This is a genomic window from uncultured Bacteroides sp., from assembly GCF_947632445.1.
Taxonomy (GTDB): Bacteria; Bacteroidota; Bacteroidia; order Bacteroidales; family Bacteroidaceae; genus Bacteroides.
The window spans coordinates 1-16,994 of the sequence record NZ_CANRPM010000002.1 but is presented as its reverse complement, the minus strand read 5'-3'; the positions used below and the strand labels follow the sequence as shown (position 1 = coordinate 16,994).

The following is a 16,994-nucleotide window of genomic DNA, read 5'->3' as shown; positions in this document are numbered from 1 at the left end:
TGAATTTGTATTGTTAGAATTTAATGTTCGCACCAATCTGGTAAGTAACAGAAGCAGGGCCGCCGTTAGTCAAGTTTGCATTTGCCCATTCAGGATCAAAACCTTCGTAGTCGGTAAAACAGAAAGGATTGATTACATTCACGTAGAGGCGCAGATGTTTTACGGCAACTTTGCTCAACCATGCTTTCGGGAAAGTGTAACCCAGTGTGATGTTTTTTACTTTCACGAAAGAAGTTTTGTGATAATACACAGCTGCACTGTTCTTGCTGAAATAACCACCCCCTGTCTTTTCTGTATTGTTCGGATAAGGATATTTTCCAACATGTGCCTCTGACAGATAGATTACATCTCCTGTGCTTTTATCCAGAACCGGAGTCCCTGCAGGGATGTAATAATCAAAACTCATTTTTTGACGTCCGCGGTCGCTGTAGTCCATATATTGTTGGTGAAAATAGCTGCGTGACCATTGTCCTTGTTTCGTATAAAGCATGAAGGAGAAGTCGAATCCTTTGTATGTCATGGTAGAGCTTAAACTGCCTGTCCACTTTGGATCTGTACAACCGAAGATTTGTTTATCTTCATCGTCAATTTTACCATCGTTGTTCCAGTCGTTTACAGCCATCTGGCCTTCGTACCACTTCAAACCTTGACCACCGGGCCCGAAAGTGTCATATACTTCCTGGAGGGTATAATGACGGTCACCGTCTTTGGTACGCATGGTAATACCATCGGTAGTAATGATACCGGCACTTGTGTAGTCACGCAAAACGTTCAGGCGTTCACCGATGAACCAGTTGTTGCTGACGTCATCTCCGTTAGGTAATTCGGTGATTTTGCTCCAGTTGCGGGCAAATGCGAGATTTACGTCCCATGTGAAGTTTTTGTTGCGGATAACACCAAGATTTAATCCTAACTCAATACCAGTATTACGCACAGCGCCAATATTTGTTGTAATAGAACCTTCACCAGTTTCCAGAGGCACAGTGGCTTTCATAATTTGTCCGTCGGATAAACGGCGATAAGCATCTGCTGTTAAGTTTATGCGGTTTTGGAGAACAGAGAAGTCAATACCGAAGTTGAATTCTTTAATCTTTTCCCAGATCAGATTCCTGTCAATCAAACCATTGGCATAGTAACCTTGATATTCTTGTCCACCAATAACAGAATAAGTAGGGCCGGAAGCAGAAGATGCAGTAGCATAATCGCCCACATTGTTATTACCCGTGATACCATAAGATACACGTAGTTTCAGGTTATCCAGCCATTCTACATCTTTTAGAAAGTCTTCTTCCGAAACGCGCCATGCTAAGGCAGCAGAGGGAAACCAGCCCCAACGGTTATCTTTGGCAAAGCGTGAAGAACCATCAGTACGCATGGTAACGGTAGCCATATAGCGTTCTTTGTAGGCATAATTCAGACGGGCGGCTACAGATACCAAGGAAGATTCTGTATAAGTAGATTTGATGGTCTTTGTACCCGAACCTTTTTCCATAGCATGGTATGAGAGTTTATCATCTGAAATATTTGTCACGGTCTGAGTATAAGTTTCCTTATTAGTGGCATACATGGAGAACAGTCCCATTGCGTTCAATCTGTGCTGTCCCCATGTTTTGCTAAAGTCAATTTGGTTATCCCATGTCCAGTCTAAGCGTTCCGTATTGACTACGGATGCTTGGTTGTGCTTTTGGTTTTGATAATAAGCTGTTCCCAAAGGATATTTTTCAGAAACACCGGTACCCATAAAGATGCCTTGACGGCCATGATAATAATTGGGTGATAGGGTGGTTGTGAATTTCAAACCGTCCATAATGTTAAAACGCATATAAACATTACCGAAGACGTGGAATTTACGAGTCTCATTCTCGTAAGCGTCAAGTTCGAAGTCTACCAACGGAGAAGGTGTAGAAGTCAATGACATATTACCGACTTTTGCCGGGATAGCTAACAGATTACCATCTTCATCCCAGGGTGAAACGACCGGAGCAAACCAGAATGCGTTGTTGTAGGGAGAATAAGAGTTGGAAGTATCGGTAATCCAGTCGTTCTGTACGTCGTGTACCAAATTGATGGCCATACCCGCTTCTACAATCTTTGACAGTTTGCTGTCGAAAGATCCTTTGATATTGATACGATCATAATCGTTCTTTTTAAATACGTTCTCCTCACTTTGATAACCGATACCTAAGCGATAATTTGTTTTTTCAGTTGCACCGCTTGCACTGATGAAATGGTTTTGTTGAGATGCCGTTCGCAGTACCATGTCTGCCCAATCATAGCCCTCGTTGTTCATCCAGCTATTATATAAAGGAGAACCTTTCCATTCAGTGCCATTTTGAAACACAGATTGCAAGTCGCTGTCAGTAATCTTATACACAGCACGTCCAGTTTCATCGGAGCTACCTGTTGTGTAGCGTGCAAAACGATAGTTCATCCATTCGGTTGCATCCATGAAATCCGGCATACGTGCTACCTTACGGATACCGTAGTAACCGTCATAAGTGATTTCCACCGGTTGAGCTTTGCTTTGTCCTGCTCCGGTTCCTTTTGTAGAAATAATAACCACACCCTCTGAGGCACGTGAGCCGTAGATTGCTGTAGAGGAAGCATCTTTCAAGACGTCAATGCGTTCAATGTCTTCGGGATTCAAGAAGTCGATAGAAGAAACCACCATACCGTCTACTACATAAAGCGGACCGCTTGTATTATTGATAGAGGCTTGGCCGCGGATTTGGACGTTGAAACTACCGTTGGCACGGCTGCTGGACTGGGTAATATTAACGCCGGGTACCGAGCCTTGCAATGCATCTTCTATACGGAGTGCACCACGTGCAACCAGTTTTTCAGCAGATACCGAAGATAAGGAACCTGTTACGTCATTTTTCTTCATAGAACCGTAACCTACGACAACCACTTCATCAAGCGCCTGTGCGTCATCTTTTAAAGTAACTTTAATGGTGCTTTGGTTACCTACCGTTATGGTTTGTGTAATGTAACCGATAAAAGAAACCTGAAGTTTTGCATTGGGCTGTACTGTCAGGCGGAAATTACCGTCAATATCAGTAATTACTCCATTGGTAGTACCAACTTCCAATACATTTGCGCCTATCACCGGTTCGCCCGAATTATCAATTACAGTACCTGTAACTTGGCGACCTTGTGCAAAAGCGACTAAACACAACATACTCAATGATAGAGTAGCTAATGCTCTTTTGGCAAGTTTTTTTAAATTCATAATAATGTTTTTTATGGTTATTTTATTAAAAACAAAGAAAGCAACGATGTGCCTTATCTTTTCGTTATTAAGTGCAAAATTATTGGTTGATAGAACCATACATGTGTAAAAATCGGTTGTTTTATGGGAAATATTGTTTTATGTAGATTTGACGAGATAAAAGCTGCTTATAAATTATATGCACTTAAGTTTCATCCAGATAAATATAAGGATGATGAATTCTTTAAAGAAAATTTTCAAGAAAGCAGCTAACACTGAACAAGCTGCAGCAGATTTTATCGCAGCTGTTGAAGCAGCCGCAGCTGATACTGTAGTAGCTGACACTGTTGTAGCTGAATAATTCAGCACAATAAACGGAGAGAGAATTGAAAGTCTGACGTGCGAAAGCACACCAGACTTTTTTATGCCCATACGGTTCGTATATCCTCCTTTTATTGACTCACATTTCCACACTATACGACATGGGTCCGCCATGAAGTGCTGGATGAGGGTCTAACGAAGTGCTTCCTCATCCTCTCACGAAGCACTGCATGAGAAGGTGAGGAAGCACTGTGTCAGAACCCGACGAAGCACTGTGTCAGGAGGAGCGGTTACAGACCCTTTACCGTCCGCATCAACTGTTCACCCAAACCGATGGTATAGCCCTGCGAAACGAACACCACGCGGTTGAACGTGTCGGCAATCACAAATACCGGCAGCGTGTCTTTATGCTTTAGTTTCATATTCTCTATAATCTGGGTGGCAATGCCATGACTGTCGATGCCGTAGACAACGGTAGACGGCAGACCGGGGAAGTCCTGCGGACGGAACTTGCCATACTTCCCGGCATCGGGGAAAAGCAGTACCATCTTGCGCCCCCATTTCTCCAGTTCCTTGTTTAGTTTGGCAATATCCTTCAAGGCATGGTTGGTAGGCTCCTGCCCCACTCCCAATACGCCGACCACGAAATAGCCGCGACCGCATGCCGTCAATAGGCTGATGGGATTGTCGGCTACGGCACCGTCAGCAATGGGCGTAAAGAGCGACTCGGAATTGAAGCTGCCAATCACCTGTATCTGGTCCTTACTTTCGCGCATCGCCAAGGTTGTATTCACTGTCTTGTCCGCCTCTACATTCAGGCCGCTCATGTGTACCAGCACGCCTCCGTTAGCCAAGCGCGTACCGCTTACCATCACATAATAGCCGGCCGGCATCTGCAAAGGCCGACGCAGCAGCGTGTTCCATGAAGCATCGTTTTCATCGTAATTCTGCAAGCGGAGTACCCCGTTCTCGCAACGCGACAAGGTGAAATGGCTGTAGTACTTAGGATCGTCAACAAACTTGGTCGGCCGGAACGCCGCCACTAAGCTGCCTACCGGCGATGCCGTCTGTGCACCACCCACATTGAAGTCCACATGATAAAGTTCTCCGTTCTTTAAATTCGGATGATTAGCCAAATCCAAATAGCATACAGCCCCAGTCACTTCGTCAATCCAGGCAGGAATGCCCAGACTGCGGGCTACGGCCACAAAGAAGATGTCACGCGAATAGGTATCGGCTACGCGGGCGTTCCACACGCCCGCGGGCGACATGGGGATGCGTTGCGAATTTAGAGTATCGTTCAGAACGATATTCTCGCGGCACCAGTCCACCAGCTTCTGCGGATGCCGCAGATAGTCTTCTGCCGTCGGCCCGTCAATGGCTTGCCGGAAGAAAGATTTATAGGAGGTCAGTTCTTCTGTAGCAATACGCGGATTCAGCAACGCCGACACACTCTGCTCACAAGGAACAACAGCCGTATTCAGCAAATGATCTTTCAGAATGAGGAAACGGGCGTCGCGCAAGTCTTTTGCAGATACAGCTCCCAGCATCTCTACGGCCCGGCTACCCTGTCCCTGCTCCAACGCAAAAGAGACAAACGACTTGATGACAGCATGATTGCCGCGCGAAGCAACCAAGAAGTCGGCCACACGCTGCTGTTCCGTTTCGTTCAGTTCCTTCCGGGAAGAAGCCCAGGCACACGCCGCCTCAGGCGTCATCATCGTAGCCACGTAGGCATTACGGATGGAGTCTTCTACGGCCATACGACGGTCGTTTTCGGCACGCTGTTCAGGCGTAACAATCGGAAGGTTGGCCGACTCAATAGGCGGAACGATGTACAAATCCAACTCAAACGTATCGCCGTCGCGACGGTCGAGTTTCACGGTCAGGGCATCCTGCTTGCCGAACGAAAGCTTTTGGAAGCCGAAACGTCCGTCCTTCGATGCCCACACCAGCATATCGCCCTTGCCGGCCGTGAGCGAGGCCTGCCCCAAGGCATCGGTCTGCTTGCGGGCTACGGTATAGAACTCGGCATAGTTGTAGAGCTTGAACTCCACCAACGCTCCGCTGATGGGCTGTCCGGCCTCGTCGGTCACGGTCACCGTGGCCTGAGCGGTGGAAGCATAGTTGTCGATAACGTTGATCTCGGTATAGTTGGGTGTGACGGACATCACTTCTTCCGGCCCTTCGTAGCGACCGAAGACTTTGGTGTGCATCAGCATACCACGACTGGCAGGCGCATTGAACCATCCTAAGTTGAGCACCGGTTCGGGCTCACAGGCACCGAGGAAGTACCACTTGCCGTCGGCCCAGGCTTCCACCCAGGCATGATTGTCGTCGGTATGTGCCCAGCGGGGTGTATAGACCTGGCGTGCCGGGATGCCCACCGAGCGCAGGGCAGCCACCAGAAAGGTAGATTCCTCGCCACAACGTCCGTAGGCAGTGCGGACGGTGGCCAGCGGCGAACTGGTGCGAGCATCACTGGGCTGATAGACAGCCTTCTCGTGGCACCAGTGATTCACCTCCAGAATGGCATTACGCATGGGGAGGCTCTGCACACGCGGCTTCAGTTCCTCGTAGAACACCATGCGGGCACTATCCAGCGGCTCGTTGTTCACCCGCACGGGGAGGACGAAGTGCCGGAACAGCTCTTCGGAAACTATCCGACCCCAAGGCATCTCTTCGGAAGCACGGCGGGCGACCTGCACGTTCATCAGATGGAAACTGCCGGAATAGTCCGTGATGTCGGCCAGCGGCATGTAGGCATAAAGGAATTCCAGTGCCTCGCGCTCGTAAAGCGTCAGGTCGGTATCAAAGATCGCAAACAGATTGCCCTTGGACAGGATGGCCTGCTTCTGCTGGAAGTCCTGCTCCACACGGGCACGATAGGTTGGGTCACTGATAAAATGGGCCTGTTTGCTGCTACACGAGGCAAGCAGGCATGTCAGCCAGACTAAGCTGAAGATGTAGACGATGTATTTCATAAATAATAAGGTGTTATGCTGACAAATGTACAATAAGTTTTCCATTCCACCAACCGTAACTCCTGAATATACCGACAAAACAAATCAAAAAAGGCCGAACCCAAGGCCCGTTCCTCCCTTGACTAACTTTTTACTTGCCTATATCCATCAGATACTTGCCGTCCACTTTCACCAGCTTCCGACTGTCTTTTTCCTCGCCGTTGCCGTAAATCTGCTTGTATTTCGCCACAGCCGAATTGCCCATCCTCGGCATCTCTTCCGACAGGATTTCAGTAACCACCACACGGAAACACATCCAGGATTTCTTCAGAAAATCGGCCTCAGAAGGCAAATTCCAAGAGAAATAACAATATTTTTATGTTATAGAACATATTTATCAAAGATAATTCGTATCTTTGCAGCGTTATTAGAAGAGAAAACAAGAAAAGATGTACAAACCGCCTTCCGAAATGCGGAAGGCACAAAACTAAGATGATTATGAGAAAAAACGTAAATGAAATTATGATGTTACAGTACCGTATCAAACGCTATCAAGCAATGGGAAACGGTGCGATGTGCCAAGTTTTGAATGGCAAACTTCAGAAACTGCTTGCACAACAAGCATGACTTAGTAAACAACCCTTTAAACAATATGAAAAGAAAGAGAGCGCATCTTCGTGAAGTGCTCTCTTTTTTGTAGGTGATAAATAATCTTAAAAAGGGGCGATCCCCTATGATATTCCGTTTTTTATTCTGTTATTTGCCACAGATTTCAGAAAAGGGGGTGCCTTGTGCGAACGCAAAGGCTGAGATTATACCCAATGAACCTGATACGGATCATACCGGCGTAGGGATTTTTTTGAGTGTTTATTTCTGTTTTTTCATCAAAGCGTCGTGTGCGGATGCTCCTTTTCTATCGTTTATGTTTAATGCGAAAAGGAGCTTATGTTTCAAGTACAGTTCATTACTCATTATACCGATACCATTGGTTATGCCGAGTCAGCCCGCATTGCCCTCGAAGGCGGATGCCGTTGGATTCAGTTGCGTATGAAGGACGCCTCGGACGAGGAGGTGGAGCCCGTAGCGCGACAAGTTCAGAGTATGTGCCATGATTATGGCGCTTTTTTGGTGCTGGACGATCGTGTGGAGCTGGCGAAACGTCTTCATACGGATGGTGTTCATTTAGGCAGGCTTGATATGCCCGTCGATGAGGCACGAGCCTATCTGGGGCCTGAATTTATTATCGGCGGCACGGCGAATACCTTCGATGACATACAACGTCTTCATCATGCCGGGGCCGACTATATCGGATGCGGCCCTTTTCGTTATACGACAACTAAAAAAAATCTGGCACCCATTCTTGGTTTGGAAGGGTATCGTAATATCCTGTCGCAGACGAAGGAACATGAAATCAACCTGCCTATCGTAGGCATCGGTGGCATCAGGGCAGACGATATAGCCGATTTGAAAGCCACAGGCTTAAACGGCATTGCCTTGAGCGGTAGTATTTTGCGAGCTTCAGACCCGGTGGGAGAAATGAAACGAATCATAGAATTAACTCAAAAATAACAGTATAAACTTATGGAAGACAACATTAAAATAACCTATCCCGACTCGGAGAAAGTCTATCTGAAGGGTGAAATCCATCCCGATGTGCGAGTAGCTATGCGCCGTGTCAATTTGACTCCGACTGTCACCGTCGAAGACGGCCGTCGGGTGACACGTGAAAATGCTCCCGTTTATGTCTACGACACGAGCGGCGTCTACAGTGATCCTTCTGTAGAAGTAGACTTGCGTAAAGGCTTGCCACGCCTGCGCGAAGCCTGGATACGCAGTCGTGATGTGGAAGTGCTGCCCGAAATCTCCTCGGAATATGGCCGTGAACGTCTGGCTGACAAGAGCCTTGATCATTTGCGTTTCGAACATATTTGCCTGCCTTACAAAGCGAGAAAAGGTTGTCAGGTATCGCAGATGTACTACGCCAAGCAGGGCATCATTACGCCTGAAATGGAATATGTAGCCATCCGCGAGAATATGAATAATCATGAATTAGGCATTGAATCTTATATTACTCCCGAATTTGTGCGCCAGGAAATTGCGGCCGGACGTGCTGTTCTGCCTGCCAATATCAATCATCCTGAGGCCGAACCGATGATTATCGGCACCCGCTTCCTGGTGAAGATCAATACCAATATTGGCAACTCTGCTACGACTTCGACCATTGAAGAAGAAGTGGAGAAAGCCATCTGGAGTTGCAAGTGGGGTGGCGATACGCTGATGGATCTCTCTACAGGAGAGAATATCCATGAAACGCGAGAGTGGATTATCCGCAACTGTCCTGTCCCTGTTGGTACTGTACCCATGTATCAGACAATGGAGAAAGTAAAAGGAAAAGCAGAAGACTTGACGTGGGAACTTTTCTGCGATACGCTTATTGAGCAGTGCGAGCAGGGGGTAGACTACTTCACCATCCATTGTGGTATTCGCCTGAAAAATATCCATTATGCCAATGATCGTCTTTGCGGTATGGTGAGCCGTGGTGGAAGTATCATCTCACAATGGTGTAAGGTGCATCAGAAGGAAAGTTTCCTTTATGAGCATTTTGATGACATCTGCGATATCTGTGCACAGTACGACGTAGCCCTTTCGCTGGGCGACGGCCTTCGTCCGGGTGCCATCTATGATGCTAACGACCGCGCTCAATTTGCTGAACTCGATACGATGGGCGAACTTGTGGAGCGTGCCTGGGCTAAGAATGTGCAGGCATTCATCGAAGGGCCCGGTCACGTGCCTATGCACAAGATTCGCGAGAATATGGATCGTCAGATCGAGAAGTGCCACGAGGCGCCTTTCTATACTCTGGGCCCTATTGTCACCGACATTGCTCCCGGCTATGATCATATTACGAGTGCCATCGGGGCCGCTCAGATTGGTTGGTATGGCACAGCCATGCTCTGTTACGTCACGCCGAAGGAGCATCTGGCTTTGCCGCAGAAGGAAGATGTACGTGTAGGTGTGGTTACTTACAAGATTGCAGCCCATGCTGCCGACCTGGCCAAGGGACATCCGGGTGCCGAGGTACGTGACAATGCGCTTAGCAAGGCCCGCTATGAGTTCCGTTGGAAAGACCAGTTCAATCTGAGCCTCGACCCTGAGCGGGCATTACAATACTATAAGGAGGCCAATCATCTGAATGGAAAGTACTGTACCATGTGCGGTCCTCACTTCTGTGCCATACGTATCAGTCAGCGCCTGACTGATTGTGATTATACAGAACAGGAAACGGTAAAGGATAAGTATTCGTGACCCTTGATAAAGGGTATTCGTGACCCTTGATGAAGGGTATTCGTGACCCTTGATAAAGGGTGTTCGTGACCCTTGATGAAGGGTGTTCGTGACCCTTGATAAAGGATAAACAAGATAAGATGATTATCAACTGCTGATCGCATAAATAAATAAATAAATAAGCGAAATGAAAAGAATGATTATGATGACTGCTGCCTTCTTAGGCACAAGCATCGCTATCCATGCACAAACGAGTGTGACTTCAGACAGTCTGGAAGTAATAAATCTGCAAGAAGTGCAGGTGGTGTCTACACGTGCCACCTCTAAAACTCCTATAGCTTTTACCAATATCGGTAAAGACGAGCTTAAAAAAATAAACTTCGGACAAGATATTCCTTACTTGTTAAGTATGTCACCTTCTACTTTAACGACTTCAGATGCCGGAGCAGGTATCGGTTATACCACACTTCGTGTTCGTGGTACGGACGGTACGCGCATCAATATTACCGTAAACGGAATACCTATGAATGATGCCGAAAGCCATAACTTATTTTGGGTAAACATGCCGGACTTTTCTTCTTCCGTAAAAGACATACAGATACAACGTGGAGCCGGAACATCCACCAATGGCGCAGGTGCTTTTGGCGCCAGCGTAAATATGCAAACCGAAGGTGCTTCCATGAAACCGTATGCAGAGTTCAACGGCTCTTATGGCTCGTTCAATACGCATAAAGAAACTGTAAAAGCAGGTACAGGATTACTAAACAATCATTGGACTTTCGACGCACGCCTCTCAAATATCGGTACGGACGGATATATTGACCGTGCTTCTGTCAATCTCAATTCATATTACCTGCAAGGAGGATATTTTGCCGGAAACACATCAATAAAGTTGATTACATTTGTCGGAAAAGAAAAAACATATCACGCCTGGGGATATGCCACTAAAGATGAGATGAAGGAATTCGGAAGACGTTATAATCCTTGTGGAAAGTACACAGATAAGGATAACACCGTTCATTATTATGACGATCAAACGGACAACTACCTACAAAAAAACTACCAACTACTTTTCAACCATACCTTTTCCAATGTATGGAATCTGAATGTGGCCTTGCATTATACGAAAGGAGACGGTTATTATGAAGAGTATAAAGAAGACAGATCATACCTGGAATATGGCTTGAAACCTTTCATCTATAATGAGAAAGAAGTGGAAGAAAGCGACCTTGTACGTCAGAAAAAAATGGATAATAAATTCGGAGGCGGAGTATTCTCTCTCAACTATACTGACAATCGTTTGATTGCTTCTTTGGGTGGCGGGCTCAACCAATATCGGGGAAACAACTTCGGAAAGGTAACTTGGGTAGAAAATTATATAGGTGAACTTTCTCCAAATCATGAATACTACAGAAACAAATCGAAAAAAACGGATGGGAATATTTACCTGAAAACCACTTATGATCTGATTAGCGGGTTGAGTGCTTATGCTGATTTACAATATCGCTATATTGATTATACGATTGACGGAACAAACGACAAATACGACTGGAACAAAAATACTCCTCAGCCGTTAGCAGTAGATAAGAAATTCAATTTCTTTAACCCCAAAGTCGGATTAAACTGGAATATTACTCCCAATCATCGTGCTTATGCCTCTTTTTCCGTTGCACAGAAAGAGCCAACGCGAAACAACTATACAGACGGTAATCCCGATTCATATCCTAAAGCAGAAAAATTACTTGATTACGAAGTGGGATATAGTTTCTCAAATCCTCGGCTAACAGCAGGAGCCAACTTCTATTATATGGATTATACCGACCAGCTTGTCCTGACCGGAGCATTAAACGAGATAGGCGAACCGTTAACAGAAAACGTTCCGAACAGTTATCGCATGGGATTAGAGCTGATGTTAGGTATCAAACCATGTGAATGGTTTCAATGGGATATCAATGCTACATGGAGTAAGAACCGGATTAAGAACTTTATAGAAACCATTCCTATATACAATACGGAAGGATATTTATCGGATGTTGTCAGTATTCAACATAAGAGTACCCGTATTGCATTTTCTCCCGACTTTCTGCTCAACAATCGTTTTTCGTTCCATTTCAAAGGATTCGAAGCAGCATTACAATCTCAATTTGTGGGAAAACAATATATGACGAATGCAGAAGTGGAAGCACTGACATTGGACAAATACTTTGTTAGTAACCTAAATCTTGCCTATACATTCAAACCAAAGAAATCAGCAAAAGACATTACTTTCGGAGTTATTATATATAATCTGTTCAATGAAGAATATGAGAACAATGGCTGGGCTTCCAGCTCTTACGAGAATGATGTAAATCATAGAATAGATAGTGCCGGTTATGCTGCACAAGCAGGAACCAATGTTATGGCAAATCTTTCCTTCCGTTTTTAATTGTATTATAATCTATTTTGGAACTGAATTATCTCGAAATATTCGGAACAATCGTTGGCTTGGTCTACCTATGGTTAGAATACCGGGCAAGTATCTATCTGTGGATTGCAGGTATTGTCATGCCCGCTATTTATGTCTTTATTTACTACAAAGCGGGACTTTATGCCGATTTTGGTATAAATATATACTACTTGGTTGCCGCTATTTATGGTTGGTTTTTCTGGATGTGGGGACACCGAAAAGAAAAAACAGAAACAGCCGGCAAGCCCACAGAATTACCCATCGTACATGCTCCAGGGAAATATTATCTCCCATTGACATTGGCTTTTCTTATTTCCTTTTTCGGCATTGCCTGGATATTGATTAAATATACGGATAGCAATGTCCCCTGGCTGGATAGTTTCACTACTGCATTAAGTATCATAGGGATGTGGATGCTGGCACGTAAATACATTGAGCAATGGTTTGCCTGGATTCTTGTTGATATTGTTTGCTGTGGACTTTATATTTATAAAGAACTTTATTTCACCTCTGCATTATACGGGCTTTACTCCGTTATTGCTATCTTTGGCTACTTCAAATGGAAAAAACTGATGAGACAACTGCCATGATAAATGACCCATTTATACCAGAAGCTGTGGTACTTGCCAATGGCGAATATCCAACAAATCCCCTTCCCATAAAGATACTGAAGGAAGCTAAGTTTGTAATTTGTTGTGATGGCGCTGCCAACGAATATATCGCTCAGGGACATATTCCTGATATAATCATCGGAGATGGTGATTCTCTTTCCCCTGTCAATAAAGAGCGTTTTTCCTCTATCATACATCATATCTCCGATCAAGAAACAAATGACCAGACAAAAGCAGTCTATTTCCTTAAAGGAAAAGGATTTCATAAGATTGCCATTTTAGGAGCTACTGGAAAGCGGGAAGACCATACGCTTGGGAATATTAGTCTGCTTATTGATTATATGAAAAGTGATTTGGAGGTCAGGACAATCACGGATTATGGCATGTTTATTCCGGCACAGCATACGCAGACTTTCGCTTCACAACCAGGTCAACAGGTTTCTATTTTTAATTTCAGTGCCAAAAACTTAAAGGGAGAAGGCTTGGTTTATCCGTTAAGCGACTTCACAAATTGGTGGCAAGGCACTTTGAATGAGGCCCTGACCAATGAGTTTACGATACATTGCAATGGAGATTATCTTGTTTTTCTCGCCTATCGAATTTGAAAAAGAAGCTATTCTAATTTTTAACTCAGGAATTTTGCATTAATTATAACATTCTAATTTTAAGAACAAAATGATGGAAACAAAAGTATCACAGGGTATTATCAGTACCTATTTTGAGAAGTTGGAGAAGAACCTCGACCTCGATGTAGCTATCGTAGGTGGTGGGCCTTCGGGTATCGTGGCTGCCTACTACTTGACCAAGGCCGGTTTGAAGGTAGCCCAGTTCGACCGCAAACTGGCTCCCGGCGGTGGTATGTGGGGAGGCGCCATGATGTTCAACCAGATTGTCATTCAAGAGGAGGCTATGGACATCGTGCGCGAATTCGAAATCAACCATGCACCTTTTGCCGACGGACTCTATGTGATGGATTCAGTAGAGAGCACCTCGTCTTTGCTCTATCATGCCGTTCATGCAGGTACCACTATCTTTAATTGCTACTCAGTGGAAGATGTCATCTTCAAGAACAACCAGGTGAGCGGTATCGTAGTCAACTGGACACCTGTACTTCGCGAAGGTTTGCATGTCGATCCGTTGAATATTCTTGCTAAAGTCGTTGTCGACGGTACTGGCCACGACAGCGAAATCGCCGCTACCGTTGCCCGAAAGAACGGTATCCGTCTGGCCACAGAGACAGGTGCAGTCATTGGAGAGCGTTCGTTGGACGTTGTGTCGGGGGAGGAAGAAGTTGTGAATGGCACGAAGGAAATCTATCCTGGCCTTTACGTTTGCGGTATGGCAGCATCGGCCGTATCGGGTACTCCGCGTATGGGGCCTATCTTCGGTGGCATGCTGATGTCCGGCAAAAAGGTGGCCGATGAAATCATTGCCCGCTTAAAGAAGTAACTTGTTTTCAAGATAGAGTAAGGCACGGATGATGCGATTTGCATTATTCGTGCTTTATCTACCGATTATCCATCTTCAGAGATGAACGAATTGTTTTGGCTCTTCACTTACCTTTGCGTATCTTTGCTTCGGTCCGGCAACAAGGAGAGCGAATCAATGACTGAACGTAAAATCATACATATCGACATGGATGCTTTCTATGCATCCGTGGAGCAGCGTGACCATCCTGAGCTGCGTGGAAAGCCTATTGCCGTAGGACATGCCGAGGAACGTGGAGTGGTGGCTGCTGCCAGCTATGAGGCGCGTCGCTACGGGGTGCATTCGGCCATGTCGTCGCAGAAAGCCAAACGGCTCTGTCCGTCACTCATCTTTATACCCGGCCGTATGGAGGTGTATAAGGAAGTATCGCGTCAGATACACGAGATTTTCCACGCATATACGGATGTCATCGAACCAATCTCGCTTGATGAAGCCTTTCTTGATGTTACAGACAACAAGCCCGGTATTCCATTGGCAGTGGACATCGCGCGTGAAATCAAGCAGAAGATACGCAGTGAACTGAACCTTGTGGCTTCGGCCGGCGTGTCCTACAACAAGTTCTTGGCAAAGATTGCTTCGGACTACCGCAAGCCGGACGGGCTTTGTACCATCCATCCCGACCAGGCACTCGACTTCATTGCGCATTTGCCTATTGAGAATTTCTGGGGTGTGGGGCCTGTCACGGCCAGACGGATGCATCTGCTGGGTATTCACAACGGCGGCCAGTTGCGTACCCGTTCGTTGGAGATGCTGACCAGGGAGTTTGGCAAGGCAGGTGCGATATATTATGACTTTGCGCGCGGCATCGACTTACGTCCTGTCGAGGCGGTGCGTGTACGCAAATCCATCGGGTGCGAGCATACGCTGGAAAAGGATATTAACCGCACTTCGTCGGTCATTATCGAGCTGTATCATGTGGCGGTAGAGTTGGTGGAACGCCTTCAGCGGAAAGATTTTCGCGGCAATACGCTGACGCTGAAAATCAAGTTTCACGACTTCCGTCAGATAACCCGCAGCATCACGCAGAGCCGGGAATTGACGGAACTGTCTGTCATTTTGCCCCTTGCCAAGCAGCTGCTCCGCGAGGTGGACTATGAGGAGCATCCCATCCGGCTCATAGGTTTGTCCGTGTCCAATCCGCACGATTCGGAAGCCGATCGTCATGGAGTATGGGAACAGCTCAGCTTTGAGTTCAGCGACTGGGAATAGGGCCGTTTTGCAACAAATGAAAGAAAAAAAGTATGAATATTGGACTATATCGGATAAATAATATTAATTTTGCGGCCATAAGTTAAAATCCCGACAGGGGATGAACCCTATTAAAGAATAAAACGAATTACCATGAAAAACACTTTCTTCTTGCTGCTTGCCCTTTTGTCTTTGCTGGTCGCGTGTAAGAACAACAGTCTGAACGAAGAGAACGAGAACTTTTCGGAGTCCACATTGAGAATAGAGACACGTGGATGGACATCTCTCCTTACTTATCCTATCCATATCTACGCATTCTCGGACGACGGGAAGTTTGCGGCTTCTACGGAGCTGCATTCTGAAGAAGAGAACAGTGCGATAGAGCTTTGCCTTGATGCGGGAAATTATACGGTAGTGGCTTTGTCCGGCGGGGACAGCTATTCGTTTTCTGACAGGCCGGATATATCGGATGTCGTGACATTTTCCAGCCCACGGATGGCTGTAGAAGCTTTGATGTACGGCATGGCCCAGGTGCATGTAGACGGGAATGCTTCGACCAACATCGCGCTGACGGCCGCTGTAAGCCGTCTGGAAATCGAATTGCATGCGCTCCCCGATGATACGGAATCGGTACATGTAACCGTCGGCCCCGTGTATGCTTCGTTTGCCATGGACGGCACCTATGGCGGAAGCGTTTCGTTGACAAGAGCCTGCAACGATGCGGGCAGAGGGGTGTGGGCCCCTCCCATACTGTATGTCTTCCCTTCGGTCGATCGTGCCAGGGTGTCGCTTTCCATTGCTTTGACCGATAGTACAGGTTCCGTTTCCACCTACAGTTATACCCTGTCCGAACCTTTGGTTGCCAACACTCCTTATCTGTTAAAAGGTACTTTCGCCACAGGCTTCAACCTGTCGGGCGAGATTACGGTTGACGATTGGAATGATATGCACAACATACGCTTCAACTTCGGCAACGCGGCAGGCGATGACGATGAGGGTGACGGCGAGGGGGATGCCGAGATAAGCGGGACGGATATTCCTGCCGCCGGCACGTTGTGGAACGGGCATCTGGTGGCGCTCTCTACACCCGACGATCATGGAGGCGTCACTTTGCTCCTGCTGAGTACGAAAGAATGGACGGATGTCCCCTCCGCCTCAAGTACGGTAAATCCGGGCGAGGCAGCCGGCTACGTCAATGCCTATACGGAAGGCGGACTCGGCGGATGGCGTTTCCCCACAGCCGACGAGGCGAAGGCCATGCGAAATGCGATAGGCGGAAGTCGCTTGTCGCAGACTAACAATCTGCTGTCCGGTAAGGGATTGGATACTCTGCTATCGGGCGATGAACCGGAGAAAAAGAATACACCTGTCCGTTACCTTTGCGATGAGGGTATGAAAACGTATGCCTGGGATGAGGGAAGCATCTCCAAAGCCGGTTCTTCACGTACTTACCGCCTGCGAGCTGTCAAGGAAGTCACCTT

General features: G+C 46.6%; 14 protein-coding genes and 1 riboswitch. Of the genes, 11 read left to right on the top strand and 3 right to left on the bottom strand.

Annotation, left to right across the window (positions count from 1 at the left end):
- Positions 1 to 13: 13 nt before the first annotated feature.
- Entirely contained in the window at positions 14 to 3,232 is a 3,219-nt protein-coding gene (locus tag Q0Z70_RS00680; protein WP_298071665.1) for a TonB-dependent receptor, read from the bottom strand.
- Positions 3,233 to 3,355: 123 nt separating this feature from the next.
- Here Q0Z70_RS00680 and Q0Z70_RS13510 point away from each other — a divergent pair, with 123 nt between their 5' ends.
- Together Q0Z70_RS13510 and Q0Z70_RS00675 are read left to right on the top strand one after the other, a co-directional pair.
- Entirely contained in the window at positions 3,356 to 3,484 is a 129-nt protein-coding gene (locus Q0Z70_RS13510) for a DnaJ domain-containing protein (protein WP_366807061.1), read from the top strand.
- Positions 3,444 to 3,572 (top strand): hypothetical protein, encoded by a 129-nt coding sequence (locus Q0Z70_RS00675; RefSeq protein WP_298071663.1) that lies wholly within the window; start codon positions 3,444 to 3,446, stop codon positions 3,570 to 3,572. The genes Q0Z70_RS13510 and Q0Z70_RS00675 overlap by 41 nt, the downstream gene beginning before the upstream one ends.
- Before the next feature lie 250 nt (positions 3,573 to 3,822).
- Here the strand turns inward: Q0Z70_RS00675 and Q0Z70_RS00670 are convergent, their stop codons facing one another.
- Both Q0Z70_RS00670 and Q0Z70_RS00665 read right to left on the bottom strand, forming a co-directional pair.
- Positions 3,823 to 6,516, bottom strand: a complete 2,694-nt coding sequence (locus Q0Z70_RS00670) for a transglutaminase domain-containing protein (RefSeq protein WP_298071661.1) — start codon at positions 6,514 to 6,516, stop codon at positions 3,823 to 3,825.
- A 130-nt stretch (positions 6,517 to 6,646) separates the two neighbouring features.
- Positions 6,647 to 6,811, bottom strand: a complete 165-nt coding sequence (locus tag Q0Z70_RS00665; protein ID WP_298071659.1) for a hypothetical protein — start codon at positions 6,809 to 6,811, stop codon at positions 6,647 to 6,649.
- Between the two features lie 182 nt (positions 6,812 to 6,993).
- On the opposite strand from Q0Z70_RS00665, the gene Q0Z70_RS00660 reads away from it, so the two are divergent.
- The 9 genes from Q0Z70_RS00660 to Q0Z70_RS00620 all read left to right on the top strand — a co-directional run.
- The gene (locus Q0Z70_RS00660; RefSeq protein WP_298071657.1) at positions 6,994 to 7,122 is read left to right on the top strand and encodes a hypothetical protein; all 129 of its coding nucleotides are present in this window, start codon (positions 6,994 to 6,996) and stop codon (positions 7,120 to 7,122) included.
- A 143-nt stretch (positions 7,123 to 7,265) separates the two neighbouring features.
- Positions 7,266 to 7,366, top strand: a riboswitch (TPP riboswitch).
- 74 nt (positions 7,367 to 7,440) lie between these two features.
- Positions 7,441 to 8,064: a thiamine phosphate synthase gene (locus Q0Z70_RS00655; RefSeq protein ID WP_298071654.1), complete on the top strand. Its 624-nt coding sequence runs from the start codon at positions 7,441 to 7,443 to the stop codon at positions 8,062 to 8,064.
- A 12-nt stretch (positions 8,065 to 8,076) separates the two neighbouring features.
- Positions 8,077 to 9,801: a phosphomethylpyrimidine synthase ThiC gene (gene thiC, locus Q0Z70_RS00650; RefSeq protein WP_298071652.1), complete on the top strand. Its 1,725-nt coding sequence runs from the start codon at positions 8,077 to 8,079 to the stop codon at positions 9,799 to 9,801.
- 166 nt (positions 9,802 to 9,967) lie between these two features.
- A complete protein-coding gene (locus Q0Z70_RS00645) occupies positions 9,968 to 12,205 on the top strand; it encodes a TonB-dependent receptor (protein ID WP_298071650.1) in 2,238 nt (745 codons plus the stop codon).
- Between the two features lie 17 nt (positions 12,206 to 12,222).
- A complete protein-coding gene (pnuC, locus tag Q0Z70_RS00640) occupies positions 12,223 to 12,816 on the top strand; it encodes a nicotinamide riboside transporter PnuC (RefSeq protein WP_298071648.1) in 594 nt (197 codons plus the stop codon).
- Complete coding sequence (locus Q0Z70_RS00635) at positions 12,813 to 13,442, top strand: thiamine diphosphokinase (protein WP_298071796.1); 630 nt, start codon at positions 12,813 to 12,815, stop codon at positions 13,440 to 13,442. The genes pnuC and Q0Z70_RS00635 overlap by 4 nt, the downstream gene beginning before the upstream one ends.
- A gap of 70 nt (positions 13,443 to 13,512) precedes the next feature.
- The gene (locus Q0Z70_RS00630) at positions 13,513 to 14,286 is read left to right on the top strand and encodes a sulfide-dependent adenosine diphosphate thiazole synthase (RefSeq protein WP_298071646.1); all 774 of its coding nucleotides are present in this window, start codon (positions 13,513 to 13,515) and stop codon (positions 14,284 to 14,286) included.
- A 156-nt stretch (positions 14,287 to 14,442) separates the two neighbouring features.
- Positions 14,443 to 15,534, top strand: coding sequence for a DNA polymerase IV (gene dinB / locus Q0Z70_RS00625; protein WP_298071644.1), 1,092 nt, complete (start codon positions 14,443 to 14,445; stop codon positions 15,532 to 15,534).
- A 132-nt stretch (positions 15,535 to 15,666) separates the two neighbouring features.
- Positions 15,667 to 16,994: FimB/Mfa2 family fimbrial subunit (locus Q0Z70_RS00620; RefSeq protein WP_298071642.1), on the top strand; the 1,328-nt coding region annotated here is incomplete at its 3' end.